Raw genomic sequence first — 12,596 nt, 5'->3', positions numbered from 1 at the left:
GGTGGAAAGTTCTGTCAGGCCGCGGCGGCCAGCTGCCGCGGCGCGGTGACCGCCGCCAGCAGCGCGACGATCCGCTCCGAAGCCGACCCGTCCCCGAAGGGACTCGGCAGGGCCGCCAGGCGCGCAAGGCCCGCCGGGCCCTCCGCCAGGCGACGCCGGGCAGCGCGCCCGATCTCCGCCCCCGGCTCGACGAGGTCCGCGAAGTCGGCCATCGCCTCCGGGCGCTCGGTCGAGCGGCGGACGACCACCAGCGGGCGTCCGAGGACCGTGCACTCCTCCTGGATGCCGCCGGAGTCGGAGACGAGCAGCGCGGCGTGCGCGGCCAGCGCGAGGAACTCGGCGTAGCCCAGCGGCGCGGTCACGCACAGCGGGGCCAGCAGCTCCGCCAGCCCGGCGGAGGCGATCCGGGCCCGGGTGCGCGGGTGCAGCGGCAGGACGACCGGGATGTCGGCCGCGAGGGCGCCCAGCTCACCGAGGATCGCGCGCAGTGCCTCGGGGGAGTCGGTGTTCTCCGGGCGGTGCACGGTGGCCAGGACGAAGCCGTCGGCGCGCAGCCCGTGGCCGGCCAGGAGCGCGGCCCGCTCGGGGGCGTCGGGGAGCTGGTTGCGCACGGCCTCGACGACGGTGTTGCCGGTGACGGCGATCCGCTCGTCGGCGATGCCCTCGGCGAGCAGATTGGCGCGGTTGTCCCCGGTGGCCGCGCACAGCACGTCCGCGATCCGGTCGATGAGGACGCGGTTGTGCTCCTCGGGCATGTTCCGGTCGTGGCTGCGCAGCCCGGCCTCGACGTGCAGCAGGGGGATGCCGCGGGCGTTGGCGGCGAGGGCCCCGGCGAGGGCGGCGTTGGTGTCGCCCTGGACGACGACGGCCTGCGGCGGCTCGGTGGTGAAGAGGGCGTCGAGCTGCGCGAGCGCCGCGGAGATCTGCACGGCCCGGGGGCGGCCGCCGATGCCGGTCAGGAAGGTCGGCTCGGGCAGGCCCAGCTCGGTCAGGAAGCGGCCCGACAGCTCCTCGTCGTAGTGCTGCCCGGTGTGGACGAGGTGCGCGGCGGGGCCGAGGAGGCGCACGAGGTCGGTGAGCTTGACCAGCTCGGGGCGGGTACCGAGGACGATGGCGATGCTGCGCGGGGGCAGGGACACGAGAGGACTCCTGGGGCTGTCAGGCGGTGACAGCTCCAGAGCCTGTGGTGCGTCGGTTGCGCGACGGGACGGTCGTCGGTTGCCGGACGGTTGCGACCGCGCCGGGGGCGGTGAGTGATGACTTCGGGCCCCGACGGACCCGGGACCTCCGGCCCGCGGGGGTCAGGGACCTTCGGCCCCCTGCGGGCCCGGTCCGCCCTCGCCCTCCCCGTTCGCGCGGTAGCGGTAGCCCAGCCCGCGGACGGCCTCCAGCGGGTCCGCCGCCTCGTCCCCGGCCGCCTGGCGCAGCTTCCGCCGCAGTCGCAGCACCGCGAACTTCACCCGCTCCCGGCCCGTGCCCTGCGGGTCGTCCCACACCCGGTCGAGCAGCTGATCGGTGGTGATCACCCGCCCCCGGTTGCGGACGAGCACCTGGAGCAGCCGGTACTCGATGTCGCTGAGCCGTGCCTCGTGGCCCTGCCAGACCGCCGAGCGGCGGTCCGGCACCAGCCGCAGCCCGTCGTCGAAGGAGTCGCCGGCCCAGCGGGTGGGCGCGCTGCGGCGCAGCAGGGCCTCGACGCGGGCGAGCAGCTCGTCGTTGCCGAAGGGCTTGGGCAGGTAGTCGTCGGCGCCCGCCCGCAGGCCCCGGACCCGGTCGCTCTCGGCGCCGCGGGCGGTGAGCAGCAGCACGGGCAGATCGCTCAGGTCCCGGGTGCGCTCCAGCACCTCCCAGCCGTTGAGCTGCGGCAACCCGATGTCCAGGACCATCAGCGCGGGCCGCTCGGCGAAGAGCAGCCGCAGCCCGTCGCGGCCGTTGTCGGCGTGGATGACCTCGTGGCCGGCCTGGGTGAGGAGGGTCCGCAGGGCGAGCGCGAGGTCGGCGTCGTCCTCGACGACGAGTACGCGGGTCATGCCGGTGCTCCTCCGGTAGCGGCCCCTCCGGCAGCGGCGGGGGCGTCCGGGCCGGGGCCGGCGACGGGCAGCCGGATCAGGAACGCCGCCCCCTCGCCCTCCCGGCCCCCCGCCGTGATCGTGCCGCCGTGCAGCTGGACGACGGTGCGGCTGATGGCGAGCCCCAGGCCCGTGCCGGGGTAGCCGCCGTGCTGCGCGTTGGGTGCCCGGACGAAGCCGGTGAAGATCTCCTCCCGGTACTGCTCGGGGATCCCGATGCCGGTGTCGGCGACCTCGATCTCCCAGTGGTCACCCCGGGGGGCCGCCGTGACGGTGATCCGGCCGTCCGGCGGGGTGAATTTCGCGGCGTTCTCCAGCAGATTGACGAGCACGTGCCGCAGCCGGTGCCGGTCGCCGCGCAGGACGGGGCCCGGGGCGCAGTCCACCACGGTGAACACACCGGGCTCCCGGCCCGTGCCGATCCGGTCCAGCACCGCGTCCTCCAGCATCCGGTCCACCTCCACGGGGCCGAATTCCAGCTGTGGCCCGGCCGCCCGCATCCGGGTGGTGAGCAGCAGATCGGAGATCACCCGCTGCATCCGCCCGGCGTTGCGCCCGATGGCGTCGAGGAAGGAGCGCTGGTCCTCGGTCAGTTCCCCGAAGGCCGGGTCGGTGAGCAGCTCGCAGAAGCTGCTGATGGAGGAGAGCGGGGTGCGCAGTTCGTGGGAGGCGGCGGCGGTGAAGGCGTTGCGCTGCCGGGCCAGCTCGGTGAGGGCCAGATTGTCCCGTTCGAGATCGCGTTCGCGCCGCTTGCGTTCGCTGATGTCGTCGAAGAGCCACAGGGCCCCGAGGTAGGCACCCTCGTGGCGCAGTGGTTCGACCTCGCGGCGGATGACGCGTCCGTCGTCGAGGGGGATCTCGGCCACCCGGTGGATGCGGCCGTGGGCCGGCAGCCCGTCCAGGGAGTGGGGGCCTGTGTGGTCGGCGGTGAAGAAGGCCCGTACGAGGGGGAGGAGCGGGTGCACGGGGGCGCCGGGGGAGAGGTCGGCCCGGCCCGCCAGATCGAACATGCGGACGAACTTCTGGTTGACCGCGAGCACCCGGTCGTCCGGGCTCTGCAGGAGCGCGCCCGGGGGCAGCGCCTCCAGGACGGCCCCGAGCCGCTCCCGGTCCTCGGACGCCATGTCGCTCACCCAGCTCTCCTCGGGCTCTCCTCGGGCAGGGGCCACTGTGGTCTTTGGGAGATTTCGGGAAAACCGTATGTCACGGATCCCGGCCCCGCTTGGCGTGAACCGGCCCCCGTCGGCGGCCAGTCGGGGGGCGCGGGGCGCTCCCGGCGAGTGTGACCCCTGCCGCGCCAGCCCGTCCCCGGCCCCGCGCGCCGCCCCGGCTCCGTAGACTGGTCGGCGTGAGCGAGCGCCCCCTGAACGACGACCATGGCGACACGGAACCCGGTGAAACTGGCGGAAACGACCAGTTCGCCGAGATCGTCGAAGCCGAGACCGACCGCGACCCCGACCTCGCCGTGATCGAGGCGGGCAGCCGTACCCTGCGCGCCCAGGGCGGGCAGCCGCAGGGCGACGGCGTACCGGCCCGCCCGGCCGACCCGGAGGTGGACCGGGAGCTCCGCGAGGTGGAGGCCGAGCTGGCGGGACGCTGGGGTGAGACCAAGCTCGACCCGTCCCGGGTGCGCATCGAGGCCCTGATGGACATCCTGGGCCAGCCGCAGCGCGCCTACCCCTCGATCCACATCACCGGCACCAACGGCAAGACCAGCACCGCCCGCATGATCGAGGCCCTGCTGGGCGCCTTCGATCTGCGGACCGGCCGCTACACCAGCCCCCACGTGCAGTCCGTCACCGAGCGGATCAGCCTCGACGGCGCGCCGATCGCGGCCGAGCGCTTCATCGAGACGTACCGCGACATCCAGCCGTACGTCCAGATGGTCGACGACCGCGAGGAACACCGGCTGTCCTTCTTCGAGGTGCTCACCGCGATGGCCTACGCGGCCTTCGCCGACGCGCCCGTGGACGTGGCGGTCGTCGAGGTCGGCATGGGCGGCACCTGGGACGCGACCAACGTCATCGACGCCGGCGTCGCCGTGGTCACCCCCATCTCCCTCGACCACACCGACCGGCTCGGCTCGACCCCCGGCGACATCGCCGAGGAGAAGGCCGGGATCGTCAAGACCGACGCCACCGTCGTGCTGGCCCAGCAGCCGGTGGACGCGGCGCAGGTGCTGCTCAAGCGCTCGGTCGAGGCGGACGCCACGGTCGCCCGCGAGGGCATGGAGTTCGGTGTCACGGCCCGCGAGGTGGCGGTCGGCGGACAGCTGCTGACCCTGCGCGGCCTGGGCGGCGAATACCCGGACGTCTTCCTTCCGCTGTACGGGGCACACCAGGCGCACAACGCCGCGGTCGCCCTCGCCGCGGTCGAGGCGTTCTTCGGGATCGGCTCCCAGCACGCCCGCACGCTCGACGTCGACACCGTCCGCAGGGCCTTCGCCTCGGTCACCTCGCCGGGCCGCCTGGAGGTCGTGCGCCGCAGCCCCACCGTCGTGCTGGACGCCGCGCACAACCCGGCGGGCGCGCGCGCCGCGGCCGAAGCGGTCACCGAGGCGTTCGGATTCAGCCGACTCGTCGGGGTGGTCGGCGCCAGCGCCGACAAGGACGTCCGGGGTCTCCTGGAGGCTTTCGAGCCGATCTTCAACGAGGTCGTGGTGACCCGGAACTCCACCCCGCGCTCCATGGACCCGGACGAGCTGGCGGGCGTGGCCGTCGAGGTCTTCGGCGCGGACCGGGTGCAGGTCGAGCCCCGGCTGGACGACGCGCTGGAGGCGGCGATCACCCTCGCGGAGGAAGAGGCCGAGTACGCCGGCGCGGGTGTGCTGGTGACCGGTTCGGTGATCACGGTCGGCGAGGCCCGGCTGCTGTTGGGAAAGGGCTGACATGAGAACGCTCTGCGCGAGCACCCTGATCGGTGAATTCTTCGTCATCGGTTTCGCCGGTCTGGTCGCCATGCAGACCTCCGACCTGTCCACCGGCACGGTCTGGGCGGTCAGCGGCACCGCGATGCTGCTGAGCGTGCTGCTGTGCGGCATGCTCACCCGGCCCGGCGGTGTGCAGCTGGGCTGGCTGTTGCAGATCGGCCTGATCGCGAGCGGTTTCGTGGTCCCGATGATGTTCATCCTCGGGGTGGTCTTCGCCGGTCTGTGGTGGGCCTCGGTGCACTTCGGCCGCAAGGTCGACGAGGCGAAGGCCCGCTTCGCGGCGCAGGCCGCGGCGTAGGCCCGGTGGGCGGGCGGTTCGGCTGCGGGCCGTCCGTGCCGCCTGCGGCGGCGAGCGCCCTGCGGGCGCGTCCTCAAACGCCGGACGGGCTTGATTGGCTGAGCTCGGCCACCAGCCCGTCCCGCGGCCCGGGCCTGGTTCGGGAGCGCACCCGCGCCCCTGTACTCTCTGCCGCACCACACCCTGCCTGCAAGGAGCCGCATTATGAGCCAGCGCACCCTCGTCCTTCTCAAGCCCGACGCGGTCCGCCGCGGCCTGATCGGCGAGATCGTCGGCCGGATCGAGCGCAAGGCGAACTGGACGATCAGCGCGCTGGAGCTGCGGACCCTGGACCGGGCGACGCTGGAGCAGCACTACGCCGAGCACGTCGGCCGTGAGTTCTACGAGCCGCTGATGGGCTTCATGGCCTCCGGCCCGGTCGTGGCGCTGGTCGTCGAGGGCGAGCGGGTGATCGAGGGCGTGCGCGCGCTGGCCGGTCCCACCGACCCGATCGCGGCGGCCCCGGGGTCCATTCGTGGCGACTTCGGCACCATCACCCGGGAGAACCTCATCCACGCCTCGGACTCCGAGGAGTCCGCCCAGCGGGAAATCAAGATTTTCTTTCCCGGCCTCGCCTGATACCGCATCAGGCCCGCGCCCATTCTGATCAGGGGCGACCGATTTCTTTTCGGTCGCCCTCTGGCATATGCGCGGCGAACGAGGGAACCTCTCACTCCGACACGACGTCACCATTACTGGGGCGCGCTCGTGTTCCGCCGACAATGGCGGAGGAACCCTCGCACCGCGTTCGAGCGGTCGAGACTACGATGAAGCTTCCGCGCCCCGCAGCGCACCACACCTGCCGACCTCAAGTAAGCATTCGCTCCAGCTGGGAAGGCCAGACGTATCCTCATGGGGAACAACATGTCGTTCATCGGCCGTGACATGGCTGTCGACCTCGGGACCGCCAACACGCTGGTGTACGTCAGAGGTCGCGGAATCGTCCTCAACGAACCGTCCGTCGTCGCCATCAATACCAACACCGGCGGTATCCTCGCGGTCGGCTCCGAGGCGAAGAAGATGATCGGCCGCACCCCGGGCAACATCGTCGCCGTCCGCCCGCTGAAGGACGGCGTCATCGCCGACTTCGAGATCACCGAGCGCATGCTCCGGTACTTCATCCTCAAGATCCACAAGCGACGCTGGATGGCCCGCCCGCGCGTCGTGGTCTGTGTGCCCTCCGGCATCACCGGCGTCGAGCGGCGCGCCGTCATCGAGGCCTCCACCCAGGCCGGCGCCCGGCAGGTGCACATCATCGAGGAGCCCATGGCCGCCGCGATCGGCTCCGGCCTGCCGGTCCACGAGGCCACCGGCAACATGGTCGTCGACATCGGCGGCGGCACCACCGAGGTCGCCGTCATCTCGCTGGGCGGCATCGTCACCGCGCAGTCCATCCGCGTCGCGGGCGACGAGCTGGACAACGCGATCATCCAGCACATCAAGAAGGAGTACAGCCTCCTCCTGGGTGAGCGCACCGCCGAGCAGATCAAGATCACCATCGGTTCGGCCTACGACCTGGAGCAGGACGAGCACACCGAGATCCGGGGCCGCGACCTGGTCAGCGGGCTGCCGAAGACCGTGGTGATCTCCGCCGCGGAGGTCCGCAAGGCCATCGAGGAGCCCGTCAACTCCATCGTCGACGCCGTCAAGACCACCCTCGACAAGTGCCCGCCCGAGCTGTCGGGTGACGTCATGGACCGCGGCATCGTTCTCACGGGCGGCGGCGCTCTGCTGCGCGGCCTCGACGAGCGGCTGCGCCGGGAGACCGGAATGCCGATCCACATCGCCGAGGACCCGCTGGACTCCGTCGCCCTCGGCTCGGGCAAGTGCGTCGAGGAGTTCGAGGCGCTCCAGCAGGTGCTCGACGCCCAGCCGCGCCGCTGACGCCCGGCTGAGACCTCCCCCGCCCGGGAGCGGGGGAGGAACGTTGCTCCGCCCCCCGGAGCGGCTTCCCGGACCCCTCTGCCGGGGGCCACCGGGAACCCCCGGGGGATTGGCCCGAAGACGCCGGCGGTCTTTGGCCGACCGCGCCCCGGCGCACCGGCTTCGCCGGGAAACAACCTGATATACAGGCAGAACGCTCCCGATGACCGGCCCGGACCCGCAGCCCGGCCGGTCCGATGAGAAGGGCACGCCGCCGCACGTGAGGGACACACGAGAGAGCCGGCTGCTGCTGGTGCTGCTGGTCGCCATCGCTTTCGCGCTGATCACGGTGGACATCCGTGGTGGCGAGCGGTCCCCGCTCGACGGTGCCCGGCATGCCGCCGCCTCGGTCTTCGGCCCGGTCGAGGAGGGCGTCGCCTCCGCGGTCGACCCGGTCGGCAACGCCGTCGCCGCCGTCCGCGACTCCGGTGAACGCCACACCAGGATCAGCGAATTGGAGCGCGAGAACACCGCCCTGAAGCAGCGGCTCGGCAGCGACGACCGCAACCGCGGCCGGGTCCGCGACCTGGACGCCATGCTCAAGACCGCCGGAGCCGGCCAGTACGGCATCAAGGGGGCCCAGGTCATCGCCATAGGAGCGGCCCAGGGCTTCTCCTGGACCGTCACCATCGACTGCGGCGCCAACGACGGCATCAAGCGCGACATGACCGTCCTCAACGGCGACGGACTCGTCGGCCGGGTCACCACCGTCGGCCCGTCCACCGCGACCGTCCTCCTCGCCAGCGACCCCAAGTTCACCGTCGGCACCCGGATGGAGAAGACCGGCGAGATCGGCTTCGCCAACGGCCAGGGCGACCGCTCCCTGCGCGTCGAACTCCTCAACGGCAAGGCCGCCGTGCGCGAGGGCGACCGTCTCGTCACCTTCGGCTCCAGCAAGGACAAGCCCTTCGTGCCCGGCGTCCCCGTCGGCGAGGTCACCCGCGTCGAGCCCGCCGGCGGCGGACTGACCCGCACCCTCCAGGTCCGCCCCTTCGTCGGCTTCAGCAAGCTCGACGTCGTCGGCGTCGTCGTCCAGCCGCCCCGCACCGACCCGCGTGACACCGTCCTGCCGCCCAAGCCGGAAGCCCCCAAGCCGGCCCCCACGGTGACCGTCACGGTCACCCCCTCCGCGAGCGCCAAGCCCAGGGACTGAAGACGATGCGCCTCAACCGGATCCTGCTCTCCACCGTGCTCGTGGTGGTCGCCCTCGTCGTGCAGGTCAGCGTCTTCGCCCGGCTCCACCTCCCCGGTGCCGTCCCGGACCTGCTGCTCCTCGTCGTCATCGGCCTCGCCCTGGTCTACGGCCACACCAGCGGTGCCCTCATCGGCTTCTTCGCGGGCCTCCTCGCCGACCTCGCACCGCCCGCCGACCACGCCACCGGCCGCTACGCCCTCGTGCTGTGTCTCGTCGGCTACGTGGTGGGCCTCGCCCGGCCCGAGAACGGCCGGATGCGGTCGGCCACCGTCCCCATGCTCGTCGTCGTCGCCGCGGCCGTCGGCTCCACCCTGCTCTACGCGGGCGTCGGCTCCCTCGTCGGCGACACCGCCGCCCGCCATGTGGGGCTGACCGGCCTCGTCCTCACCGCCGCCGTGTACGACCTGCTGCTCGCGCCCTTCACCGTGCCGCTGATCATGGCGCTGGCGCGCCGCACCCACAACGACCCGCTCGCCGGTGACGGCTCCCCGGCGGGCGGCGAGGGCTCCTACGGCTGGCTCTCCGGCGGCCGGGCGAACCGCATCGGCAGTCAGCGCGGTGGTCTGCTGACCAAGTCGGCGAAGAACAAGTCCGGACGCATCAAGGGGGTCAAGCGACTGTGACGCGGCGATTCACCGGCAGCCGGCGGGAGGCGGGGACCCCATGAGCAACCTCCCGGAGACCGGGCGCACCTCGCGCGTCACCATCCGGCTCATCGTCATCCAGGTCCTCGTCTTCTCCCTCCTGTTCACCCTCGGCGGGCGCCTCTGGTATCTCCAGATCCGCAGCGGTGACCAGTACACGGCCGAAGCCGCCAACAACCACATCCAGCAGGTCGTCGCCCCCGCCACCCGCGGCTCGATCCTCGACGCCCGCGGTGTGCCGCTGGCCGACAACGAGACCCGTCTCGTCGTCTCCGCCAGCCGCACCGACCTGATGAAGATGAAGGACAAGGGCAAGGGCGTCCTCACCCGCCTCGCCGGCATCCTCGAACTCAAGCCCGAGGACGTCGCCGCCAAGGTGCGGCTCTGTGATGCCAAGACCCCCCAGCCCTGCTGGGCCGGGTCGCCCTACCAGCCCATCCCGATCACCGACGAGGCCACCACCCAGCAGGCCCTGCAGATCCGCGAGCGCGCCGAGGACTTCCCCGGCATCACCGCCGAGCCCACCGCCGTCCGCCGTTACGCCGGACCCGGCGGCTCCAACACCGCCCAGGTCCTCGGCTACCTCTCGCCCGTCACCGACGACGAGATCACCAAGGCCAAGGACAGCCGCTCGCCGCTGCTGCGCTCCGACCAGATCGGCCGCTCCGGCCTCGAGCGCCAGTACGACACCGAGCTGCGCGGCAAGGCCGGCGTCACCCGCTACGAGGTCGACAACCTCGGCCGGGTCATCGGCAAGGCCAAGAGCGACAAGGCCGAGCCCGGCGCCAACATCGTCACCAGTGTCGACGCCCGCGTGCAGGCCATAGCGGAACGAGAACTGGACCAGGCGATGAAGGACGCCCGCAAGGAGATGGACCGCAACACCGGCGTCAACTACAAGGCCGACGCGGGCGCCGTCGTGGTGATGGAGTCCAAGACCGGCCGCGTCGTCGCCATGGCCTCCAACCCGACCTACGACCCCAACGCCTGGGTCGGCGGTATCTCCGCCAAGGACTACCAGCGGCTCACCGGCAAGGACTCCAACTTCCCGCTGCTCAACCGGGCGATCCAGGGCCAGGCCGCCCCCGGCTCGGTCTTCAAGGTCATCTCCGCGACCGCCGCCGTCAACGCCGGCTACTCCTTCACCGACAACTACAACTGCTCCAGCTCGTACAGCATCGGCAACCAGGTCTTCAAGAACTTCGAGTCCAAGGGCTACGGCCCCATCGACCTCGGCCGGGCCCTGGAGGTCTCCTGCGACACCGTCTTCTACGACCTGGCCTACCGCCAGTGGCAGAAGGACGGCGGCAACAACCCCAAGCACCCGGCGGACTGGTTCTACAAGACCGCCCACCAGTTCGGCCTCGGCAAGCAGACCGGCATCGACCTGCCCAACGAGGTCCGCGGCCGGGTCCCCGACCGCGACTGGAAGAAGAACTACTGGAAGTCCAACAAGGACTCCTGGTGCAAGCAGGGCAAGAAGGACGACAGCTACGCCGGGAAGATCGCCAAGGAGAACTGCGAGTCCGGCATGCGGATGCGCGCCGGTGACTCCGTCAACTACTCCATCGGCCAGGGCGACACGCTCGTCACCCCCGTCCAGATGGCCACCATCTACGCCGCCATCAGCAACGGCGGCACCCTCTACAACCCCACCGTCGGCAAGGCCATCGTCAGCCCCGACGGCAAGCGGGTCGAGGAGATCAAGCCCCAGGCCCACGGCAAGCTGCCCTTCGACCGCAAGACCCGCGACCAGCTCGACCGCGCCCTGGCCGGCGTCGCCACCCAGGGCAGCGCCGCCTGGCGGTTCGGCGGCTGGCCGCAGAAGCAGATCCCGATGCACGCCAAGACCGGTACCGCGGAGGTCTACGGCAAGCAGACGACCTCGTGGTTCGCGACGTACACCGAGGACTACACCATCGTCATGACGATCTCCCAGGGCGGCACCGGCTCCGGCGCCTCCGGCCCGGCCGTACGCAAGATCTACAACGCGCTGTACGGCGTCGACGAGAAGGGCAAGATCGACGCCAAGAAGGCGCTGCTGCCCAGGCCCGAGGCGAAGCTCCCGAAGATCCAGAAGGACGGGACCATCGAGGCCCAGGCGATCCCCAGCCCGCCCGCCCGCAAGGAGGACAAGGAGGAGCAGGAGAAGGACGGCGCCCAGCAGGCCGGAACGGCGGACGCCGCACAGCAGCCGGACGACCCGGACGCGACCGGGAAACCGGGCGGCCCCGACTCCACCGAGAAGCCCGACCCGGCAGCGGCAGGGGGGCAGGACGAGTGACCACCGCCGACGGCTACAAAGTCCGCCGCTACAGCCCCGAGCGCGGCGCCTGGGGCAAGCTCACCGCCCGCGACTCCGTCGTCCGCAGGCTCGACTGGGTCATGCTCTTCGCCGCCCTCGCCCTGTCCGGCATCAGCACCCTGCTCGTCTACTCCGCCACCCGCGGCCGCACCGAGCTCAACCACGGCGACCCGTACTACTTCCTGCTGCGCAACATCCTCAACACCGGCATAGGGCTCGCGCTCGCCGTCGGCGCGGTCTGGCTCGGCCACCGCGCCCTGCGCGGCGCCGTCCCCATCCTGTACGGCATCTCCGTGCTGCTCACCGCGGCCGTGCTCACCCCGCTCGGCGCGACCATCAACGGCGCCCGGTCCTGGATCCAGCTCGGCGGCGGCTTCTCCATCCAGCCCTCCGAATTCACCAAGATCACCATCACGCTCGGGATGGCGATGCTGCTGGCCTCCAAGGTCGACGCCGGCGACCGGCTGCACCCCGACCACCGCACCGTGATGGAAGCCCTCGGCCTCGCCGCGCTGCCCATCGTCATCATCCTGCTGATGCCCGACCTCGGCTCGGTCATGGTCCTCGTGGTGATCGTGCTCGCCGTGCTGCTCTCCTCCGGCGCCTCCAACCGCTGGATCGCCGGACTGCTCGGCACCGGCGTCATCGGCTGCGTCCTCATCTGGCAGCTAGGCGTGCTGGACGAATACCAGATCAACCGCTTCGCCGCCTTCGCCAACCCCGCCCTCGACCCGGCGGGCGTCGGCTACAACACCAACCAGGCCCGCATCGCCATCGGCTCCGGCGGCCTGACCGGCTCCGGCCTCTTCCGCGGCAGCCAGACCACCGGCCAGTTCGTGCCCGAACAGCAGACCGACTTCATCTTCACCGTCGCCGGTGAGGAGCTCGGCTTCGTCGGCGCGGGACTCATCATCGTCCTGCTCGGCGTCGTCCTGTGGCGCGCCTGCCGTATCGCCCGCGACACCACCGAGCTCTACGGCACGGTCGTGGCCGCCGGCATCATCGCCTGGTTCGCCTTCCAGTCCTTCGAGAACATCGGCATGACGCTGGGGATCATGCCCGTCACCGGCCTGCCCCTGCCCTTCGTGTCCTACGGAGGGTCGTCCATGTTCGCCGCCTGGATCGCCGTCGGACTCCTGCAGTCCATCAAGGTGCAGCGCCCCGTGTCCGCCTAGGCCTGTGCTGTGTCCTCAA

General features: G+C 71.5%; 11 protein-coding genes. 8 read left to right on the top strand and 3 right to left on the bottom strand.

Features of this window, described 5'->3' with window-relative positions:
* Positions 1-14: 14 nt before the first annotated feature.
* The 3 genes from wecB to AB8O64_RS12670 form a co-directional block, all read right to left on the bottom strand.
* Positions 15-1,139: a non-hydrolyzing UDP-N-acetylglucosamine 2-epimerase gene (gene wecB, locus AB8O64_RS12680; protein WP_370419274.1), complete on the bottom strand. Its 1,125-nt coding sequence runs from the start codon at positions 1,137-1,139 to the stop codon at positions 15-17.
* Between the two features lie 162 nt (positions 1,140-1,301).
* A complete protein-coding gene (locus AB8O64_RS12675; RefSeq protein WP_370419273.1) occupies positions 1,302-2,030 on the bottom strand; it encodes a response regulator transcription factor in 729 nt (242 codons plus the stop codon).
* The gene (locus AB8O64_RS12670; RefSeq protein WP_370423856.1) at positions 2,027-3,193 is read right to left on the bottom strand and encodes an ATP-binding protein; all 1,167 of its coding nucleotides are present in this window, start codon (positions 3,191-3,193) and stop codon (positions 2,027-2,029) included. The genes AB8O64_RS12675 and AB8O64_RS12670 overlap by 4 nt, the downstream gene beginning before the upstream one ends.
* A gap of 224 nt (positions 3,194-3,417) precedes the next feature.
* On the opposite strand from AB8O64_RS12670, the gene AB8O64_RS12665 reads away from it, so the two are divergent.
* The 8 genes from AB8O64_RS12665 (at position 3,418) to rodA (ending at position 12,577) form a co-directional block, all read left to right on the top strand.
* Positions 3,418-4,956: a folylpolyglutamate synthase/dihydrofolate synthase family protein gene (locus tag AB8O64_RS12665; protein WP_130877725.1), complete on the top strand. Its 1,539-nt coding sequence runs from the start codon at positions 3,418-3,420 to the stop codon at positions 4,954-4,956.
* Between the two features lies 1 nt (position 4,957).
* Positions 4,958-5,296 (top strand): DUF4233 domain-containing protein, encoded by a 339-nt coding sequence (locus AB8O64_RS12660; protein WP_356456817.1) that lies wholly within the window; start codon positions 4,958-4,960, stop codon positions 5,294-5,296.
* Between the two features lie 204 nt (positions 5,297-5,500).
* Positions 5,501-5,914: a nucleoside-diphosphate kinase gene (gene ndk / locus AB8O64_RS12655; RefSeq protein WP_130877723.1), complete on the top strand. Its 414-nt coding sequence runs from the start codon at positions 5,501-5,503 to the stop codon at positions 5,912-5,914.
* Positions 5,915-6,199: 285 nt separating this feature from the next.
* A complete protein-coding gene (locus AB8O64_RS12650; protein ID WP_130877877.1) occupies positions 6,200-7,219 on the top strand; it encodes a rod shape-determining protein in 1,020 nt (339 codons plus the stop codon).
* A gap of 259 nt (positions 7,220-7,478) precedes the next feature.
* Positions 7,479-8,411, top strand: a complete 933-nt coding sequence (gene mreC, locus AB8O64_RS12645; RefSeq protein WP_356456815.1) for a rod shape-determining protein MreC — start codon at positions 7,479-7,481, stop codon at positions 8,409-8,411.
* Between the two features lie 5 nt (positions 8,412-8,416).
* The gene (mreD, locus tag AB8O64_RS12640; RefSeq protein WP_356456813.1) at positions 8,417-9,076 is read left to right on the top strand and encodes a rod shape-determining protein MreD; all 660 of its coding nucleotides are present in this window, start codon (positions 8,417-8,419) and stop codon (positions 9,074-9,076) included.
* Between the two features lie 40 nt (positions 9,077-9,116).
* Entirely contained in the window at positions 9,117-11,381 is a 2,265-nt protein-coding gene (gene mrdA / locus AB8O64_RS12635; protein WP_370419272.1) for a penicillin-binding protein 2, read from the top strand.
* Positions 11,378-12,577 (top strand): rod shape-determining protein RodA, encoded by a 1,200-nt coding sequence (rodA, locus tag AB8O64_RS12630; RefSeq protein ID WP_370419271.1) that lies wholly within the window; start codon positions 11,378-11,380, stop codon positions 12,575-12,577. The genes mrdA and rodA overlap by 4 nt, the downstream gene beginning before the upstream one ends.
* The last annotated feature ends 19 nt before the right edge of the window (positions 12,578-12,596 follow it).

The organism is Streptomyces sp. QH1-20 (genome assembly GCF_041283565.1).
Lineage (GTDB): Bacteria > Actinomycetota > Actinomycetes > Streptomycetales > Streptomycetaceae > Streptomyces > Streptomyces syringius.
The sequence above is the reverse complement of the archived record's forward strand: the minus strand, read 5'-3'. Positions and strand labels throughout refer to the sequence as shown.

Coding starts and splice junctions, on each gene's coding strand:
- mreD (WP_356456813.1), top strand. CDS start 8,417: ATGCGCCTCAACCGGATCCTGCTCTCCACCGTGCTCGTGGTGGTCGCC.
- AB8O64_RS12660 (WP_356456817.1), top strand. CDS start 4,958: ATGAGAACGCTCTGCGCGAGCACCCTGATCGGTGAATTCTTCGTCATC.
- mrdA (WP_370419272.1), top strand. CDS start 9,117: ATGAGCAACCTCCCGGAGACCGGGCGCACCTCGCGCGTCACCATCCGG.
- AB8O64_RS12675 (WP_370419273.1), bottom strand. CDS start 2,030: ATGACCCGCGTACTCGTCGTCGAGGACGACGCCGACCTCGCGCTCGCC.
- AB8O64_RS12650 (WP_130877877.1), top strand. CDS start 6,200: ATGTCGTTCATCGGCCGTGACATGGCTGTCGACCTCGGGACCGCCAAC.
- AB8O64_RS12670 (WP_370423856.1), bottom strand. CDS start 3,193: ATGGCGTCCGAGGACCGGGAGCGGCTCGGGGCCGTCCTGGAGGCGCTG.
- ndk (WP_130877723.1), top strand. CDS start 5,501: ATGAGCCAGCGCACCCTCGTCCTTCTCAAGCCCGACGCGGTCCGCCGC.